The following is an 18,233-nucleotide window of genomic DNA, read 5'->3' on the forward strand; positions in this document are numbered from 1 at the left end:
TCCTAATCGTTATCCCAGCATTCCTGACAGATTAGATCGCTAATGCGATCGCGCAGCAGAAAATCATAACGCTCTAACTCGGCTTCAAAGCGCATCCACTCACGAGCTGGAATATGCTTACAAAGGGTGTAAATCGGCTGTTGTTTGCTAATAACGCCGCGATCGATCAATTGGCGTACTTCGTCTTGAATCATTTCAAGCGAATACTGTACGGTCTGAAGCATGGGTCTACCTTCCTGAGAAATCTGGGTGTCGAAGATATCAACCTAACTAGCGTATAGGGACTAACTAAAAAGATATCCAAAGTTTAGCGCTATCTGTCTCCTTCAAACAGCGTACTTTGTAGTGAGATATACTGAATTATTTTCTACCTCATTTCTGAGTCAAAAATGTAAGAACTGTTACTAATGTCAGCAATTTATGACATTTGCTTCTGCACTAAATCTGCTCTTTGAAACGAAAACCCGGCTTTTCAGCCAGACCTGAGTGCTTACAACCTATGAAAATCATTCATAGATTGAAAATCATTCATAGATTATATTATTTCGGCTGAAGTGAAATATGCTCGACGCTGCACCAGTTCAACCGCAAGTTTGATTGCGGCTTTCATGCTAGTTGCATCAGCAATTCCTTTACCCGCAATATCAAACGCAGTCCCATGATCGGGTGAAGTTCGTACAAACGGCAATCCAATCGACGTGTTGACGGCACGATCGAACGCCATTAACTTCACGGGAATTAAGCCTTGATCGTGATACAGCGCCAGATACGCATCATGAGCTGTCACCGGAGCGCTCCCAAACCAAGCCTGACCCGGTTTGACCCACATCGTATCCGGCGGCAGCAATCCATCCAGTTGAACGTGAGGAAATCGATCGCGCATCTCGTCCAGCCAAGTCAAGATCCAATCGATTTCTTCGCGTCCAAGTTGTCCTTGTTCGCCACTGTGGGGATTTAGTCCAGCGATCGCAATTCGCGGCTGGGCAATTCCAAATGCGTGTTCAAGACATTCGATCAAAAGTTCCAATTTGCGCGTTAATCCATTCGGTGTAAGGGCATCCGCAACCTGCCGCAGTGGAATGTGCGTGGTTGCCAAAAGAGTACGTAATGTCCAATCGGTGTAAGGAGATCGAGCCACAAACATCATGCCGTAGCGATCGACTCCTGCTTTTTCGGCTAAAAGTTCGGTCTGTCCGGGGTAAACGTGACCTGCGGCTTTCCAGGCAGATTTGGCGATCGGAGCCGTAACGATGCCGTCAAACTCACCCGCCAAGGTTCGATCAATTGCGGTTTCTAAACACCGAAAACTGGCTTCGCCACTATAGGCATCCCCTGTGCCGAGTGTGATCGTTCCTAGACTATCAAGGTGCAGAATTTTGAGGTCTTTTGGGTTCGTTAAGTCAGAACATAAGGTACTGAGGCAATCGTGGATTTCATGGAGATAATTGCGATTTCCAACGATGGTAAGATCGGCACTTTCAGCGATCGTCGGATCAGCCAGTGCCTTAAGAATAACTTCTGCACCGATTCCCGCAGGGTCGCCGATTGGAATAATTAAACGAGTCATAGAAAACGTGATGAAAAACCCGTGACTGAACTGCTTTACAATACTTATGAACGGTTTCAAATTTCAAAAACGAACTTCGACAACCGAACTCGATCGCTGTTTAACAGGAGAATTGACACAATGGCTGGAGAGATTTTTAACACCGCAATCCTGGCGTTTACCCTGATTTTGGTTGGGTTGTCGCTGGGCTTTTTGCTTCTCAGACTTCAGGGCGGCGAAGAGTAATCACACGAAGCGAGAGTGATGGAGCCGTTTCCCTCACTCTTCTTCATCTAAATGCTCGGCAACCTCGCGGTAAAGATTAAACACATGATGATCTTTGAGCGAGTAATAGACATTACGACCCTGTTTCCGATATCCCACTAACCGCATCGATCGTAACGCCCTTAATTGATGCGAAACCGCAGATTCTGACATCTTCACCGCAGCAGCAAGATCACAGACGCAAATTTCTTGAATGGATAGCGCTGAGAGAATCCTCAATCGATTGGCATCCCCCAGTAAGCTAAAGAATTCTGCCATTCGCTGAGACTTTTCCACACTCAGAAGGTCGCGGTGCAGAGAGCGAATATGGTCTAAGTTCACCGGATGCTGATCACTGCATTGGTCAGCATCCGGTGTCACAAGATTAGGATTTGCCATAGAAATTCGAGAACGTAGCCTGCTACGATCGTAGATACTTTCAGAGTAGCGTACTTAGCTCTCTAGAATAAATGAGAGTTTTAACCCGCTCAAAGAAAACCGATACATTCCTTTACCTACGCTACGATAAGGAATGCTCGATTCTGGATCTCAAAACTCGATCGCCCTTATCGTGCTTTCAATGCGAGATTTCTGATAGAATTTATCGAAAAGTTAACATTTTGTCACAAACTCCTCATGAGCGTATTGATTGTAGGTGCCACGGGTACCTTGGGAAGACAGATTACTCGCCGCGCCTTGGATGAGGGATATAAGGTACGCTGTCTCGTCCGTAGTTCCAGAAGAGCGGCCTTTCTCAAGGAATGGGGAGCCGAGCTTGTCACCGGGAACTTGTGCTATCCAGAAACCTTACCTGCGGCGCTAGAAGGAGTGACAGCAGTGATTGATGCTGCAACGGCTCGCGCAACCGATTCGCTTAGCATCAGGCAAATCGACTGGATAGGCAAAGTTAACTTAATTCAAGCGACGAAAGCAGCAGGGGTCGATCGCTATATTTTTCTTTCTATTTTGGATGCTGAAAAATTTCCCAACGTTCCCTTAATGGAAATTAAGACCTGCACTGAAAAGTTTTTAGCAGAGTCAGGATTAGACTATACAATTTTGCGCCCTTGTGGATTCTTACAGGGATTAATCGGACAATACGCCATCCCAATTCTAGAAGGGCAAGGCGTTTGGGTCATGGGCAGTACCGCCCCAACTGCTTACATGGACACGATCGATATTGCCAAATTCGCTGTGCAATGCCTCAAAGTGCCGGAGTCGATCAGCAAAACTCTTCCCGTCGTTGGTTCAAAAGCTTGGAGCGCCGACGAAATTATTAAGCTTTGTGAACGTCTCTCCGGTAAAGAAGCGCGAGTGACAAAAACGCCGATTGGAGTCGTTAGAGCCACCCGTCGCATTGCTCAATTCTTCCAGTGGACTTGGAATATTGCCGATCGGCTGGCATTTACTGAAGTGGTCGCAACCGGAAGACCGCTCGTGGCTCCGATGGATGAAACTTATCAAATCTTGAATCTCAATCCGCAAGAGATGACAACGCTGGAATCCTATATGCAGGAGTATTTCAGCCGCATCCTGAAGAAGCTCAAGGAAGTCGAATATGCCCAAGAGCAAGCCAAGAAAAAGAAAGAACGCACCAAGAAAGCGTATCCTCGATTTTAGAATTAGATGTTTCCTGATTGTTTAGGATAGGTTTTTGCTTGTGCCGAAAGCTGGCATTATCTACAACGATGGCAAAGAAATTGCTTGTCAGGTTGCTACGCAACTCAAAGACAAGCTGATTTCGCTGGGCTGGGAAGTGGCACTTGCACCCGGTGCGGGTGGAATTTTGGGCTATGCCTCGCCGGAAAGTCCGATCTGCCATACGCCGATCGATCGATTAGTTCCACCAGGGTTTGATGCAGAGATGAAATTTGCGATCGTGCTTGGCGGCGATGGCACCGTTCTTTCTGCATTCCGCCAGGTTGCCCCTTGTCATATTCCTTTGCTCGCCGTAAATACGGGTCATTTGGGCTTCTTGACTGAAATCCTCCTCGACCAATTGCCAAATGCGATCGAAGCCATCTTGGCAGATGAGTACGAGATCGAAGAACGCACAATGCTGCGGGTGCAGATTGTTCGCGAGGATGTCATGCTGTGGGAGGCGCTCTGCCTCAACGAAATGGTGCTCTATCGAGAACCACTCACCAGCATGTGTCATTTTGAGATTGAGGTCGGACGGCATACCCGCGTCGATATTGCTGCGGATGGAATTATCGTCTCGACTCCGACAGGTTCAACTGCCTATTCTTTATCCGCAGGTGGCCCTGTGATCGTTCCGGGGGTTCCGGTGATGATTTTAGTGCCTATTTGTCCGCACTCATTAGCCTCACGAGCGCTGGTGTTTACCAATAGCGAACCGGTCACGATTTACCCCGCTAATCCGAATCGGCTAGTGTTGACGGCTGATGGCAATGCGGGCTGCTATGTCTTGCCAAACGATCGAGTCTGTGTGCAAAAAGCGCCGTATCCGGCTCGATTTGTGCGATTACGCCCACCCGAATTTTTTCATGTTCTCAGAGAGAAGTTAGGCTGGGGCTTACCGCATGTGGCTAAACCTTCGTCTGGACAATGCTGACAACTTTGTGTAATTGAGGTGTAATTGAGGCACTTTCGCAGATTACTGCGTCTATGGTTAAAATGGCGGCGTGAATTGTAAGCGAGTCGAGTATGAGTCTTGCAGATGCTCCCCCCTGTGTCCTGATTATCGAAACTGATCCAGCATTAGCCCATCACGTTAGCATTGATTTGCAAGAATCGGGGTATGACACGATCGTTGTCCATGATGCCCGTGCTGGATTGCGACAGGCGATCGAGAAACATCCGGCTCTCATCGTGGTTGATCGTTTATTAGATGGAGATTCCGGTCTGACGTTCTGCCACGATCTTCGCACAACCGGAACTCGAACCCCCGTGTTACTCCTGATGGCGCGGGATACGGTGGACGATCGAGTTGCCTGTATCGAAGCGGGAGCGGATGATTATTTCCTCAAGCCTTACCGCAGTGAGGAATTTCTCAAGCTTGTCCGGTTGTATCTCAAGCCGGACATTTCGGTTTCTGAACAATTGCGGTTCGGGGACTTGGTGCTAGATTTGGCAACTCGTCAGGCGTTTCGCAATGGTCGAGCGATCGATCTCACGATGAAGGAGTTTGAATTGCTCAAATACCTGATGGAGCATCCCCGCGAGGTGCTGACACGAGAGCAAATTCTAGAGAATGTCTGGGGATATGATTTTGTTGGGGAGTCGAATGTGATTGAAGTTTATATTCGATACCTCCGCTTAAAGATTGAAGACGAGGGCGAAAAGCGCCTGATTCAAACGGTACGCGGTGTTGGTTACGTTTTAAGAGAGTCATGAAATCAACGCATCAAATGATCTGCGCGAGTTTGGGATTGCTATTAGTCAGTTGCTCTACGATGCCGTCGGTACCTGATGGAATCGTAACTGGGGAAAAACCTGCACCTTCTCCCACAGCCCCCATAGTTTCCAACTCATCAATGGGTCAAATTCTGCCGCTTTCAGCATCGTTTAAAGTTGCAGATCAAGTAATCAAGTTAGAAGTGGCAAGAACTCCAGACGAGCAAGCAGCAGGCTTGATGTATCGTACAAGCTTGGCAGACGATCGAGGAATGCTCTTTCCGTTCAATCCACCCCGTCCCACCCAGTTTTGGATGAAGAACACGCTGATTCCTCTAGATATGCTGTTTTTACGGAACGGAATTATTCGATCGATCTCTGCAAACGTACCACCTTGCCAAGCAAATCCCTGCCCAACTTACGGTTCTCCCACCGAAGAAATTGATCAAGTAATCGAACTGAGAGCAGGTAGAGCCGCAGAACTTAACCTAAAAGCGGGCGATCGCATCACGATTCAGACAATTAAATAATACAAATAATAATTTTTCAGGAAATAGACTCAGCTTCTAATTCTTAACTTTTTCGGAAAAAATTCCCATATACTTGTATCGTCGCTTACACTCTATGTTTATCAACATTTGTCATAAAATGTTGCATTAAAACAATAGTTCTGAAGTTCTATGACACGACACAATCACTCCGTAGATAGAGACGGTTTAAAAAGGCAATCTTTACACTTGGGGTCTCGCAACTAGCTGCAATCATTAAGCTACAAGCTTTGAGAACAGAGTGAACGGATTGTGAATTAGTCTAGCTGTTGCGCTCCTCGGCCGATACCAGAGTGGATTCAAACGACTTGTATCCTTTGACTTACATTCTCTACTCGTTTCGTTACAACAAGTTTTAGCTTTATAGCAGGTAAACGTAGGCTATGAAGCCCACTCCCATCTAACTTGCCCATTATTGGGCAAAATCTAATCCTTATTGCTCCAGAGGTGCTATCCGAATGTTGTCTGCTACTCACTCTAAATTTATTCGCTTTCTCCAGGAAGAGCTTTCACTTTCAACGTCTTCGATCGCCCTCGCATTACGATATCGAGAACAGAACCCTGGCCCCTTGCCGATGATTCTCTGGCAGTATGGATTAGTTACAATAGAACAGCTTGACAGAATCTATAGCTGGTTAGAATCCTCCGATCGCTAAATTCTTCTACGATCAAAGAACTTCCCCTAATGGTCTGATCGTTAACGCTTGAGGGTTGGTGGAGTGAAACTTCTATTTCTAGACCAGACGGGCAAATCTGGTGGTGCAGAACTCTGCTTGCTTGATATTGCAACTGCTTACCAGAACTCCTGCCTAGTCGGTCTATTTGAAGATGGGGACTTTCGGCAGCGATTAGAACAACGAAAAATTCCAGTCCAGGTTTTAGCTGAAAAAGCGATCGCGGTTCGCAAGTCGAGCGGAGCGATCGCGGGCTTATTGAGTCTGGGTCAATTGCTTCCGTTAATCCACCGCGTTGCAGGCTTGAGTCGTGAATACGATGCAATCTACGGCAATACACAGAAAGCGTTAGTCGTGGGCGCGATTGCGAGTACGCTGTCTCGCCGACCCTTGATTTATCATTTACATGACATTCTTTCGCCCGCTCACTTCAGCCGCGCCAATCGACGCATCGCGGTATGGATGGCAAATCAAGCCAGATTGGTGATTGCAAATTCCAAGGCAAGTCGAGCCGCATTTATTGAAGCAGGCGGCAATCCAGCGTTAGTCGAAGTGGTTTACAACGGATTTGAGCCGGAAGCCTACGCAGTTGAAGTAGAGACAAATGAGTTGCGATCGTCGCTCGGCTTGACAGGACGATTTATCGTGGGTCACTTCAGCCGCCTATCGCCCTGGAAAGGACAGCACGTTCTCATCGAAGCATTGCAATATTGTGACGAAACCGTTAGTGCAGTCTTTGTTGGAGATGCACTGTTCGGAGAGCAAGCCTATGTTCAGCAGCTACAGCAGCAGGTTCAGCAGCTAGGACTGCGCGATCGCGTGAAGTTTTTGGGGTTTCGCGAGGATGTGATTCCACTGATGAAACTGTGTGATGTCGTAGCGCATACCTCGATCGCAGCTGAACCTTTCGGGCGGGTGATTGTGGAGTCGATGCTCTGCGGTAGACCGACGATCGCAGCCGCGTCTGGTGCGGCAGTAGAGCTAATCGATCCGGGTGTAACAGGATGGCTGACTCAATCTGGGGATGCAAAAGCCCTAGCAGGAGCGATCGAATCCTGCCGCAAATTCCCAACCGAAGCGGCTCAAATTGCTGCTTTTGCTCAACAGCAAGCTTGTCAAAATTTCCAACTTACTCAGACTAATGCTCAAATTCACCAGCATTTGCAAAATCGGCTCTCTCCAGTGAACTATGTCGAGAAAGCTAACTGAACTTCATTAGCGCTAACCTGTATTCCAAACTACAGGGGGACGAATTTTCTCTAGAATTACCTCACTCTAAGATTTTATCTTCGTCTAAAAATATGGCTGTTCGCCCACTTTTGATCACTGATAAACCACTGATCAGCGTCTTTCTGCCCGCTTTGGCGGGAGGAGGAGCCGAACGCGCCATGTTGTACCTTGCTGTCGGACTAGCGGAGCGGGGTTGGCGAGTCAATTTAATTGTGGCAGAGGCAAAAGGCGCTTATCTCGATCGCGTTCCGCCTGATGTTCAGCTAGTCGATTTGAAGGCAAGATTTCCTGTAATTTTGTCTAAAACGCTCGCCCTCCGTCACTATCTCCAACAGGCACAACCTGCCATTCTATTTTCAGCTTTAGACATCCTGAGTTCGGCGTATTGGGCGCGATTGGGCACAAATGTTGCGACTCGCCTTGTAATGTGCGTTCAAACATATTTATCAGAACAGTTTAAAGATGATCAAAGACCAACCTTCGGCAAACTGCGATCGCGCATGGTGCAATGGCTTTATCCCAAATGCGATGCGATCGTTGCCGCTTCCTGGGGAACCGCGAAAGACGTGTCAGAGTTGACACACCTCCCGTTAGAGCAGATTCAGGTGATTTACAATCCTGTAATTACTGAAGAAGTGTTTCAAAAAAGCGAAGAACCGCTAGAGCATCCCTGGTTTCAGCCCGGCGAGCCGCCCGTGATCTTAGGAATTGGGCGATTGGTTAGCCAAAAAGATTTCCCGACTCTGATTGCAGCGTTTGCGAAAGTGCGAGAACAGCGCCCAGCTCGATTGATGATTTTAGGCGAAGGGGAAAAGCGATCGTCGCTAGAAGCTTTGATTCACACACTTGGACTCGACGCAGAGGTGGCGCTACCTGGATTTACAGAGAATCCCTATGCCTACTTATCAAGAGCCGCAATATTTGCGCTGTCATCGCGGTTTGAGGGATTTGGCAATGTGGTTGCAGAAGCTTTAGCTTGCGGTGTCTCTGTTGTGTCTACAGATTGCCCTAGTGGTCCTGCTGAAATTCTAGATTACGGAAAATACGGTAGGCTAAGTCCAGTTGGTGACGCAGCCGCCATGACTACCGCAATTCTAACCCTGTTAGAGACTCCAGCCGATCGTGCTGCGCTAAAACGTCGATCGCAATTATTCGAGCGCGATCGCATCGTCGATCAGTATGTGGCACTTATAGAACGCTTGCTATAGCTAAGATGCGAATTCTTCATGTTCTCAATCACGCTCAGGATGTCGGTAACGGCATCGTGAACGCCGCAGTCGATCTTGCCTGTTGGCAAGCACAGGCAGGATTGGAAGTTGCGATCATATCCAGCGGTGGGGAATATGAATCTTTGATGAAGCAATATCGAATCCGGCATTTCACGCTCAAAATTCCTCGATCGCCTCTGGATGTTATTAAATTTGCTCGCGCCTTCCGAGAAATTACGCAGATCTTTTTACCTGATGTAGTACATGCCCATATGGTGAGGGGCGTGATTTCCGCAAAGACATTACGCGGAAACTCTGATTATGTCTTGGTTTCGACCGTGCATAACGAATGGCAATTCCACGCCTCTTTGATGGGGATCGCCGATCGAGTGATTGCCGTCAGTCGATCGGTTGCACGATCGATGCAACATCGCGGCATTCCCTTACAGAAGCTCCACATCGTCGCCAACGGCACGATCGGAAGCCCGCGCCGCCCACCGCTCGATCACGTCAAACCCTTACCACTTCAGCATCCTGCGATTACGACCGTCGCTGGACTCTATCCCCGTAAAGGAATTCGCGACTTACTTGAAGCCTTTGTGCAGGTAGCTGACGAATCTCCAGCCGCCCATCTATATTTAGTAGGAAACGGACCTCATCGGGCAGCGTTTGAGCGGCAAGCTCAGCAAAGCGCTCACTCAGGGCGGATTCACTTTGAAGGATTTCAAACTGAGCCACAACGCTACCTGCTCTCGACCGACATCTTCGTGCTTGCCTCGCGTCAAGAACCGTTTGGACTGGCACTCTCTGAGGCGCGAGAAGCGGGATGTGCGATCGTAGCAAGCAACGTGGACGGGATTCCCGAAGTCCTAGAGGGTGGAAACGCAGGTCAACTCGTTCGATCCGGAGACGTGAAAGCGCTCTCCCAAGCACTCTTAGGGCTGCTTCGATGTCGCAAAGACCTCGAATCTTGGAAACACCGCGCCCAGACGAATCTCGACTGGCTGCGAGTGGAACGAGTGCATCAAGAAACGCTAGAAGTGTACCAGGCTGCGATCGCAGAAATGACTCGGACTGTTTGTGCTTAGGAGACTTAAAAGATTTATGGATTTGAATTCAGCAGTTAGAAAGGTTCAGCCTAACCCGCTGATGATAGTGACACTACTTGGATTGACAGCGATGCCTCTGGCGCAAGCGACTCCTGCCCTGGCTCAAAGTTCAGGCAGCCAGACTCAATCGGCTCCTGCTGCCGTGCGGGTTGATGAAGGCTACTTGCTCGGCTCAGGCGATCGCCTCCGGGTTGACATCTTTGGTGTACCAGAATACAGCGGCGAATATCAAGTCATGGCAGACGGCTCGGTTAACTTCCCGCTTGCCGGGAGCGTGTCCGTGCAAGGACTGACGCTGCGCCAAGCCTCTGCGACTGTCGCAAAACGCTACAGTGAGTATCTCACCCGTCCAGTCATTACCATTAGCCTCCTCGCCGCCCGCCCGATTCAAGTTGCCGTTTCCGGCGAAGTCTCGCGCCCTGGAACCTACACGACTACCCTAAACGACACGGGCATTCCTACCTTGAGTCGCATGATACAAATGGCAGGCGGCATCAAGCAATCCGCCGATCTCAAGCAAGTTCAGGTGAGCCGTCGCCGTCCGGGCGGAAGCGGGATGCAGACGTTTAATGTGGACTTGGGCAAGCTGCTGCGATCGGGCGACTTATCGCAAGATGTGCAGTTGCGAGATGGCGATACCGTGATCGTTCCTGCTGCGACCGCGTTAAATTTCGCGGCTTCAAGCGACTTGGCAAATTCAAGTTTAGGCGCAAGTTTCGATCGCCCCATTAGCGTGATTATCGCAGGTGAGGTGAACCGCCCAGGGCCGCAAACCGTCCGGGGTGAAACGATCGCCGTCTCCGATGCGGGTGCAACCGTCACGCCCGGACAGCCCGCAACGACGCGGCAGCGACTCCAAGCTCCGACGGTAACCAGAGCGCTCCAGCAAGCAGGCGGCATTACGCAACGGGCGAATATTCGCGATATTCAGGTGCGCCGTACTGTCTCAGATGGAGCTGAGCAAGTGCTCAAAGTCAATTTGATGAGCCTCCTGCGCGAAGGCGATGCCAAACAAGACCTCATCCTCCAAGAAGGCGATCGCGTGATCGTGCCCATGGCAACGGTGGCAGTTACGCCAGAAGATGCCGCAATTATGGGTCGCGGAGTCATTTCGCCTGAACTGATTACCGTTAACGTTGTGGGGCAGGTCGAGCGACCCGGTGCCGTTCAAGTTGCGCCCTATACGACAATGAACCAGGCGTTACTTGCAGCAGGTGGATTTGCGCGAGGTGCGAAGCGTGATCGCGTTGAGTTCATCCGACTTCAGCCGAATGGAGCGGTCGATCGCCGCAGCGTTGATATTGATTTTTCACGAGGCATTGACCAAGCGAAGAATCCACCGCTGCAAGCAGGCGATACGATCGTAGTTCGCAAGACCGGATTCCAAACCTTTACCGAAGGCTTGGGTCAAGTCTTGAGTCCAGCGCTTGGAATTTTTGGGATTTTCCGTTAAATTTCAACTCAGTTCGATCCACAGGGAACGAGGCTTGACTACCATAGAAGCAGCCTTGTTCCCTTATTCTATTGATTTGTAAAGCTAATCGTTCAGTTAAGGAGATTAAATCACTCTTTATTCTGAGGCAGAAAGCCAAAGAAACCAGTAGACTGAATCAAAGCAAACTTTCTACTTCATTCCAGGAGAATGAATGAGTGAGTAATCACAGTCGTACTTGGTCGATCGCGTAGGATGGTGAAGTAGATGGGCGAGCTAGAACGCTGCTATCAATTATTAGGATTAGAGCTTGGAGCCTCGCTTGAAGAAGTGAACCAAGCTTACAAAGATCTTGTGTTTATTTGGCATCCGGATCGCGTCCCCAAGGATAATCCGCGTTTGGTTCAAAAAGCAGAAGCGAAAATCAAAGAGCTAAACCATGCGCGGGATATGTTGCGATCGCATCTGAAAAACGGGACGGCTGCGAAACCCACTGCGGCACAGCCAAAACCGGCATCGCAAACCTACTACCAGTCCTACTATTACCGCCCACCGACTCACTCGACGAACGCTCAAACGAACGGGCGACAAACCGGACAGGCTCAGGGGCATTCGACCAATGGACATTCCCAGGGGCACTCGACGAACGGACATTCAGCGAATGGTCACTCAAACGGGCATTCGTCCAATGGGCACTCGTCAAACGGACATACCCCCCGTCCGGGTCACCAAACCTACCAACCTTATCCTCGTCCGAACTATTCCGCGAATGGTCGATCGGATCAGACGCGATCGACGGATGCGAGCCGAAAAGCTGAACCGCCCAAATCCCCAGACAATACGCAAAATTACTATCGTCAGTCGCATTACCGCGCAGAGTATCACCATCCACCGAAGTCTCCGGCACGCCCTCAAATGCCGGACATGACCGGAAAGGACTTGAGCGGACAGAACTTGAAGGAGAAAGATCTTTCTGGCTATAACCTCAGTCGCGCCAATCTCTCTCATGCTGACCTAAGCGACACATTTATGCACAAGGCAAATCTTGAAGGGGCGAAATTGGAGAAAGCAAACTTGTTTCGGGCGAACTTGCTAGAAGCGAATTTGTGTGGGGCAGATTTGCGCGAGGCGAATTTGATTGGCGCAGATTTGAGTGGAGCGGATTTACGCGGGGCAGATTTGCGCGGAGCAAAAGTCGGGTTTGAAGATCGGGTGATGGTAAAACTCACCGGAGCAAATCTTCAAGGCGCAATCATGCCCAATGGTAAGGTTCACGGAGCGCAGCCTTCCTAGCGTTGCAGAAGCTCCAGTCTATAGTTTGTAGAACTTTAGGGTTGATGAACTGATCCAATCAGCGTCAACCCCCTGCCGAAATAATTCCTTTCATGCTCAAGAGCGTGACGGAGGCACCGAATCTGCTGAAAAAGGAGTGCCGTAGTGCTGTTTGATCCAGGATAAGTAGGAGCCAGAGCGCACTTGCTCAATCCAGTCTGGGTTCTCTAAATACCAGTGAATCGTTTTGCGTAATCCGCTTTCAAAACTTTCCTGCGGTTGCCAACCGAGTTCAGCCAGAATCTTGCTGCTATTAATAGCGTATCGTCGATCGTGCCCCGGTCGATCTCTCACAAACGTAATCAGCGAGGTGTAATGAAAATCTGGTTTAGGGACTAGCTCTTGAAGAATTGCACAAATTTGCTCAACCACCGTGATGTTTCTGCGTTCGCTATTTCCCCCAATGTTGTAGGTTTCACCCACTTTTCCTTTTTGGAGAACGAGTTGGAGTGCGTCGCAATGATCTTCCACATAAATCCAATCTCGAATATTTTGACCATCTCCATAAATGGGAAGCGCTTGACCCTCTAGCGCGTTCAGAATCATTAGTGGAATTAGCTTTTCAGGAAACTGCCGAGAACCATAGTTGTTAGAACAGTTGGTCGTGAGTGTTGGCAGTCCGTAGGTATGGTGAAATGCCCGGACTAAATGATCTGAACTAGCTTTTGAGGCGGCATAAGGACTGTTGGGAGCATAGGGGCTGTCCTCACAGAATGGCAAATCATCTAGACCAAGTGATCCATACACTTCATCAGTTGAGACGTGCAGGAAGCGAAATTTTTCTTGTTTGTCTGCGGAAAGACGCTGCCAATAGTCTCTAGCTGCCTCTAAGAGTTTGAAGGTTCCTACAATGTTTGTGGTAATAAAATCATCTGGGCTGGAAATCGATCGATCCACATGGCTTTCTGCCGCGAAGTTGAGAATGGCATCGGGTTGATGCTGCTCCAGCAGTTGATTGACGAGTTCGGCATCCCCAATGTCACCTTGATAGAATTTGTAGCCCGAATCTTCTGATAGGGTCGATAAGGTTTGAGGGTTACTTGCGTAGGTCAACTTGTCCAGGTTGACAATGCTGCTCCAATGTTGGTGCCGCGCTTTCAAGATGTAGTTTGAGCCGATAAAGCCCATCCCACCAGTCACTAGAGTTTGCATACGATGAGTAAGTTATGAAATGAATCGCAGGCGAATTTAAGCGCCCGATCTCAATACGGAATCACGTACTTTAGAAGCCAAGTTTTGATGAGGACATTCCCCGTAACTTCGGTTTTCTTCACTCAGTAAGAGGGTCTTGCAATTGAGTAAGACCAGTCTACCCGAATAAAATTTAATTACTGAAAATGTCGATTTCAACGGGGATAGATGAACCTCGTTTAGAAAGTATAAGTAGCGCTCAGATAAAGCCCAGCACAAGCTAGTTGAACTAGCGCAGTTCATAGCGATCGCCCATTCCTTTTAATCCCAGCAACGGGACTGAAACTCCATCAGCAAACAGCAATGATGCAAAATGCTTGCCACGATCAGAACCTTTAATCGTATGGGTCGAGTTCAATTCATCTTTGCCTGCAAACACAGTGCTCACGATCGTCTTGAAGACGTGAGCACTGCTTTTAGCTGGACAGTACGCCTATCGGATTGCTGCTTGTCCTGAAGCAATAGATGCTAGTCCTGCATTTGTAGGAGATGGAGCCTTTCGCGCAGCCAGGTAAAGGGAGCTGCCCAATCGATCGCGCCGTTAGGGGCGAAATAGGGGAGCGCAATCAGCGAAATCACAGCGACTACTATGAGCAGCCAGGAAGCCCATTGAGGTAAACCGAATCTACCTGTAAAGCGATTGATTGATTGCAAAAGAATAAGGGTAACACCGAGAACCAGCACTTGTACGGGTAATTGGCTCACAAAGAATGCTACACCCACGATCGCAAGAATTGGTAAAAGAAAAGCTATCAAAGACCGAAAACTTACAGGAATTAAGGATGTTTTAGGGTCATTCGCTTGCACCCACCAGTAAAAAGCCTGAATTAATCGATTCAAAACTTGGAAAATAGAGCTATTTCTCACATGCCGATCCGTAGGAGGCGATTCCAGGATATTTCGTAAAACCAGTCCCGCTCGTGTTAGAGTCCCTGCAAGAATAATATGTGGAATATTTTCTGTTAGTTTTTCAGCACCAACCTGATATTGATTGCGGAAATAATGTTCCAGTTTCTCCTGATCATTCAGCATCTCCTCAAGCGAAGCCTTGACTAATTCCTTGACTGCAAACGGAGTTACAGCTTGATCCAAATAAATAGATTGTTGACTCCAGGCAAGTTGATCGCTGATAGCATCTTCTAGAACGCTACCCAGATCAAACTTCAGAATTGTTCGATGAGCGGCTGTAACAAGCTTTTCCTGGAAATCTGTGAGCGGATGATTGGTCTCATCCTTATCCTGTAAGATTTCACCGCGAGCCATCTGCTGTAGCGTTTGCTTAATCTCCTCTTTTTCGATTGGCGTTGCCTCCGGTAGCGTTTCCTCCACTAATTGATCAACGTAATCGGTTCTGGCTTGTTCTGTGTCACATTGACGACTGAGAAAATGAGAGAAGCGCGATCGAGTATCTGGTGCTGTGAGAGACTCTGGCGTCAGCGTCGCTTCTACAAGACGATTTAAGCCATCTAAACGACCCCAGAGAATATCATTCGATCGCCAATTTTTTTTGAAGAAGCCACCAAATGCTTTCAGTTGATCTCCAGCCAGTTTGTTTTCTGGTGGACGACAACTAAAACCAAGTTGAGCATCATTTGGACTAATGCGAAAAATCTCAAGCTGCTCCTTCGCTTGCAGCCCTGATAGGTACTCGTAAGCATAAACCGACTGATCGATATTCCTGAAGCATTGAAACAGTTTTAATAGGTCGTTGCATTCACTTTCTTTAAGGTTGCTCTTTCGAATCAATTCCGCTGTTGCTTCTTCTACTAAAAATAGAATGCTTAAACTTTTATTTTCCCTCTGATCATAATTGTACTGGCTGCTCCAGATCGAATCAGAGCGAGCTCGATCAAGTTTATCCGGAGAGCTTTGCAATTCCCAACTTCTTTTTCTCAATTGAGCGAGTACGCCGGAGATTCGGGATGAGATCAAATCGTCTGTTTCCGCTCCAGAGAGAAGAGAAGACGGAAGAGTTTTGAAAAAGTTAGATGCAGTCTTGGCAGAAAGTTGAGGCCGTTCAGGGCGATCTAGCTCTGAAGTGTTGAGAAACCTCTGATCGTTCTCTGGATCAAACTCTGGTAGGCAGTTAGCATCCAGCAAGAAACGATGCAGTCGCAGCAAATAGTCATAGATAGGCTCACGCGCCTGGTCACGGTTTTCAGCATTCCGAATGATTTGGAGAAACCTATCGCTGACGGCTGTAGAAGACAGCATCTCCTCCAGCCCTGCTTGAATCACAATTAGGAGTTCCATTTGAGATTTGATTTTAGAGGCTAGCTGTACCAGCAATTCATGCGCTCTTTCATGGGCTGGATCTTCCATCCATTGACAAAGCTTCTCCAATAGGAAGAAATGCTTTCTTCGAGCATAATCAACATCAAGGTTGCGAATTTCAACACTTAGCGCATGCAGGAAATCATCGCGCTTGATTTGCTCTTGTGGGTTAGCACTATACTGTGTAATAAATTCGGCTGTCTTTTTTAGTAATTCTTGTTGTTTGAGTGGACTATCATTCTGGGGGTCTGAGCGGTCAATTTGTTGAGATCTAAGAATGAGCGGCAGAATTCGATCGCGCAGACCAACCAATCGACAGCGTAAATAAACTTGTTCTGGTGTAGATTCTGAGCTGCCCGATCGGGGTTGCATCTCTGAGGGCTTTTGTTGCTCTTCTGCCCTCTCAGCACTCCTCTCTGCAGTACCGCGCAAAAATTTGTAGCGGCGAACCTTTTCATTGCGATTTTGAATCTCGTTTAAATCATTAGCAATGCTCTCATATCGCGGCATACCAACAAGCGAATCTAAGGCAGCTTCCCAGATGTTTGGCTTGCTCATCTGATTAAACTTAAGGCTCCCCAAGAATTGATCAGGACTGGGATCAATGTAAAATAATTTTCGATTGACAGGACGATAGGCAGTGCGTCGATAAATTTGTTCGATCGTATAACTAAACGGGCGATTATCCAGTACACCCCCATCTACAAAGTGGAGTTGATACCCATCTTTGGGTTTCTCCTGCGGTAATGCTCGATCGGCTAATGCCCCCCAGCGCACAAGTCGCTGATCGATTGGATCTATTTCCGGTATTTCTTCTGCTCTTGTATGAGTGGTTGTCCGATCAGCTTGCTTCGTTTTAGTTGTCTTTGTGCTAGAGGGATGAGGCAGTTTGACGCTGACAACGGGAAAAGCAACCGGGAAGCAAGAGGTAATTCGGCAGAGCTTAGCAAGGGCTTGATGGGTGGCTGGGGAAGGTTGAAAGGGGTGTTTACGTCCCTCGCGATGTTTCAGCAGAAACACAGCGCGATGATCTTTAACTTCAATAATGCAGCCCGTGTTATCGAATGCTTGATACACTTTACCTAAAGTATCTGTACCCGTAACAAATAAATCCAGTTCTTTAGATTCAGAAAACCACTCTCCTGGTTCCGCAGGAGGCTTCTGAGCAAAAGCTTTTTGAAAGGCAGCTTCCAATTGATTTTGATAGTATTCTTCACCATCTAAGAGCGAATCTATGTCTTTTTGCTTTAGGTTTCGTAGAAGTTTACTAATGTCTCCATCTTCTCGCCAAATATCAGCAAAATTCTTAAAATCAACAACAGTGTCTCGATCGCTGTTGGTTAAGGCATAGCTCAACAGTACGCCATTAATGCCTCCGGCTGATGTTCCTGAAACGACATCCACAATAATGTCAGAGTCGGTCAATGCTTTGATCAGCTTATAAATACCTCGCCCTCGCACTGCATTGTAGAACTCTCGACAAACCCCATTCATATAAATTGCCAGAGACACACCGCCATAGACGACTAAACCCAAACGAAATTCTTGCTGAAATTCGATCTTTTCTAGAAGTGGTGGATGTGAAGACATAGGAATTACACAGTTTTAGGTTAAAAAGAATTACAGATGAACTTGTCATCTTTGAAAGACTGTTCCGATCGCTGAGCTTGCCTTTTGCTAAGTTTCAAAGTAGGGTTAGCGTTGCAAGTACGCCGAGCAACGCTTCGCTTTATTTGAACAAACGTTAGTGAGCGACGATTCCACAATCCTGTTATGCTAACCTTTGATGGCTAACGCTCTATCGCATCTGTTTTGTGTAGCTAGACAGCAACTTTAAGCTTAAGAGCTAACTCAAGCAAAGATACCTCAGAACTCAGACAGCTTCATTGCAGCGGTTTTAAGCGTGGCTGAATTAGCGTTTGAGCAGTAGGTGCATAGACTAACTTTGAAGCGGTAACAGATTTTGTCTAGCGACTAGAATCTCTCCATGAATCTACAAACCATGAATCTAGAAAGACAATGTTTGGATACCTAACTTTCTACCTAAAATTGCTGCACTCTTCCGCCG

17 protein-coding genes are annotated in these 18,233 nt (G+C 47.9%); 11 read left to right on the forward strand and 6 right to left on the reverse strand.

Going from position 1 to position 18,233, the window contains the following annotated elements:
* Positions 1-2: 2 nt before the first annotated feature.
* Positions 3-224 (reverse strand): DUF4327 family protein, encoded by a 222-nt coding sequence (locus tag NC981_RS20210; protein WP_348244582.1) that lies wholly within the window; start codon positions 222-224, stop codon positions 3-5.
* 311 nt (positions 225-535) lie between these two features.
* Positions 536-1,567 carry a 4-hydroxythreonine-4-phosphate dehydrogenase PdxA gene (gene pdxA, locus NC981_RS20215; RefSeq protein WP_348244583.1) on the reverse strand — a complete coding sequence of 344 codons (1,032 nt, stop codon included), beginning with the start codon at positions 1,565-1,567 and terminating at the stop codon, positions 536-538.
* A gap of 120 nt (positions 1,568-1,687) precedes the next feature.
* On the opposite strand from pdxA, the gene petM reads away from it, so the two are divergent.
* On the forward strand, positions 1,688-1,792 hold the full coding sequence (gene petM / locus NC981_RS20220; protein ID WP_063270207.1) for a cytochrome b6-f complex subunit PetM: 105 nt from the start codon (positions 1,688-1,690) through the stop codon (positions 1,790-1,792).
* A 33-nt stretch (positions 1,793-1,825) separates the two neighbouring features.
* On the opposite strand, the gene NC981_RS20225 is transcribed toward petM, so the two are convergent.
* Positions 1,826-2,209: a metalloregulator ArsR/SmtB family transcription factor gene (locus tag NC981_RS20225; RefSeq protein ID WP_348244584.1), complete on the reverse strand. Its 384-nt coding sequence runs from the start codon at positions 2,207-2,209 to the stop codon at positions 1,826-1,828.
* A gap of 237 nt (positions 2,210-2,446) precedes the next feature.
* Here NC981_RS20225 and NC981_RS20230 point away from each other — a divergent pair, with 237 nt between their 5' ends.
* The 10 genes from NC981_RS20230 (at position 2,447) to NC981_RS20275 (ending at position 12,661) form a co-directional block, all read left to right on the forward strand.
* Entirely contained in the window at positions 2,447-3,430 is a 984-nt protein-coding gene (locus NC981_RS20230; protein WP_348244585.1) for an SDR family oxidoreductase, read from the forward strand.
* A 40-nt stretch (positions 3,431-3,470) separates the two neighbouring features.
* Positions 3,471-4,385 carry an NAD(+) kinase gene (locus tag NC981_RS20235; RefSeq protein ID WP_190375236.1) on the forward strand — a complete coding sequence of 305 codons (915 nt, stop codon included), beginning with the start codon at positions 3,471-3,473 and terminating at the stop codon, positions 4,383-4,385.
* A 92-nt stretch (positions 4,386-4,477) separates the two neighbouring features.
* The gene (nblR, locus tag NC981_RS20240; protein WP_348244586.1) at positions 4,478-5,167 is read left to right on the forward strand and encodes a response regulator transcription factor NblR; all 690 of its coding nucleotides are present in this window, start codon (positions 4,478-4,480) and stop codon (positions 5,165-5,167) included.
* Entirely contained in the window at positions 5,164-5,697 is a 534-nt protein-coding gene (locus NC981_RS20245) for a DUF192 domain-containing protein (RefSeq protein ID WP_348244587.1), read from the forward strand. The genes nblR and NC981_RS20245 overlap by 4 nt, the downstream gene beginning before the upstream one ends.
* Positions 5,698-6,173: 476 nt before the next feature.
* On the forward strand, positions 6,174-6,371 hold the full coding sequence (locus NC981_RS20250) for a DUF2949 domain-containing protein (protein WP_190375233.1): 198 nt from the start codon (positions 6,174-6,176) through the stop codon (positions 6,369-6,371).
* 63 nt (positions 6,372-6,434) lie between these two features.
* On the forward strand, positions 6,435-7,598 hold the full coding sequence (locus NC981_RS20255) for a glycosyltransferase (protein WP_348244588.1): 1,164 nt from the start codon (positions 6,435-6,437) through the stop codon (positions 7,596-7,598).
* 92 nt (positions 7,599-7,690) lie between these two features.
* The gene (locus tag NC981_RS20260) at positions 7,691-8,827 is read left to right on the forward strand and encodes a glycosyltransferase (protein WP_348244589.1); all 1,137 of its coding nucleotides are present in this window, start codon (positions 7,691-7,693) and stop codon (positions 8,825-8,827) included.
* Between the two features lie 5 nt (positions 8,828-8,832).
* A complete protein-coding gene (locus NC981_RS20265; protein ID WP_348244590.1) occupies positions 8,833-9,915 on the forward strand; it encodes a glycosyltransferase family 4 protein in 1,083 nt (360 codons plus the stop codon).
* Positions 9,916-9,976: 61 nt separating this feature from the next.
* Positions 9,977-11,389, forward strand: a complete 1,413-nt coding sequence (locus tag NC981_RS20270; protein WP_348244591.1) for an SLBB domain-containing protein — start codon at positions 9,977-9,979, stop codon at positions 11,387-11,389.
* Between the two features lie 246 nt (positions 11,390-11,635).
* Complete coding sequence (locus NC981_RS20275) at positions 11,636-12,661, forward strand: pentapeptide repeat-containing protein (protein ID WP_348244592.1); 1,026 nt, start codon at positions 11,636-11,638, stop codon at positions 12,659-12,661.
* 96 nt (positions 12,662-12,757) lie between these two features.
* Here the strand turns inward: NC981_RS20275 and rfbB are convergent, their stop codons facing one another.
* The 3 genes from rfbB to NC981_RS20290 all read right to left on the reverse strand — a co-directional run bounded on the left by rfbB (position 12,758) and on the right by NC981_RS20290 (position 17,755).
* Positions 12,758-13,852, reverse strand: a complete 1,095-nt coding sequence (rfbB, locus tag NC981_RS20280) for a dTDP-glucose 4,6-dehydratase (protein WP_348244593.1) — start codon at positions 13,850-13,852, stop codon at positions 12,758-12,760.
* Between the two features lie 268 nt (positions 13,853-14,120).
* Positions 14,121-14,279: a hypothetical protein gene (locus NC981_RS20285; RefSeq protein WP_348244594.1), complete on the reverse strand. Its 159-nt coding sequence runs from the start codon at positions 14,277-14,279 to the stop codon at positions 14,121-14,123.
* A gap of 80 nt (positions 14,280-14,359) precedes the next feature.
* On the reverse strand, positions 14,360-17,755 hold the full coding sequence (locus NC981_RS20290) for a patatin-like protein (protein WP_348244595.1): 3,396 nt from the start codon (positions 17,753-17,755) through the stop codon (positions 14,360-14,362).
* Positions 17,756-18,233 lie beyond the last annotated feature (478 nt).

This window comes from Leptolyngbya sp. DQ-M1 (assembly GCF_039962505.1).
Classification (GTDB): domain Bacteria; phylum Cyanobacteriota; class Cyanobacteriia; order Leptolyngbyales; family Leptolyngbyaceae; genus Leptolyngbya.

Excerpts from the sequence above, each read along its gene's own strand:
- NC981_RS20210 (WP_348244582.1), bottom strand. The coding sequence starts at position 224 with ATGCTTCAGACCGTACAGTATTCGCTTGAAATGATTCAAGACGAAGTA.
- pdxA (WP_348244583.1), bottom strand. The coding sequence starts at position 1,567 with ATGACTCGTTTAATTATTCCAATCGGCGACCCTGCGGGAATCGGTGCA.
- petM (WP_063270207.1), top strand. The coding sequence starts at position 1,688 with ATGGCTGGAGAGATTTTTAACACCGCAATCCTGGCGTTTACCCTGATT.
- NC981_RS20225 (WP_348244584.1), bottom strand. The coding sequence starts at position 2,209 with ATGGCAAATCCTAATCTTGTGACACCGGATGCTGACCAATGCAGTGAT.
- NC981_RS20230 (WP_348244585.1), top strand. The coding sequence starts at position 2,447 with ATGAGCGTATTGATTGTAGGTGCCACGGGTACCTTGGGAAGACAGATT.
- nblR (WP_348244586.1), top strand. The coding sequence starts at position 4,478 with ATGAGTCTTGCAGATGCTCCCCCCTGTGTCCTGATTATCGAAACTGAT.
- NC981_RS20245 (WP_348244587.1), top strand. The coding sequence starts at position 5,164 with ATGAAATCAACGCATCAAATGATCTGCGCGAGTTTGGGATTGCTATTA.
- NC981_RS20250 (WP_190375233.1), top strand. The coding sequence starts at position 6,174 with ATGTTGTCTGCTACTCACTCTAAATTTATTCGCTTTCTCCAGGAAGAG.
- NC981_RS20260 (WP_348244589.1), top strand. The coding sequence starts at position 7,691 with ATGGCTGTTCGCCCACTTTTGATCACTGATAAACCACTGATCAGCGTC.
- NC981_RS20265 (WP_348244590.1), top strand. The coding sequence starts at position 8,833 with ATGCGAATTCTTCATGTTCTCAATCACGCTCAGGATGTCGGTAACGGC.
- NC981_RS20270 (WP_348244591.1), top strand. The coding sequence starts at position 9,977 with ATGATAGTGACACTACTTGGATTGACAGCGATGCCTCTGGCGCAAGCG.
- NC981_RS20275 (WP_348244592.1), top strand. The coding sequence starts at position 11,636 with ATGGGCGAGCTAGAACGCTGCTATCAATTATTAGGATTAGAGCTTGGA.
- rfbB (WP_348244593.1), bottom strand. The coding sequence starts at position 13,852 with ATGCAAACTCTAGTGACTGGTGGGATGGGCTTTATCGGCTCAAACTAC.
- NC981_RS20290 (WP_348244595.1), bottom strand. The coding sequence starts at position 17,755 with ATGTCTTCACATCCACCACTTCTAGAAAAGATCGAATTTCAGCAAGAA.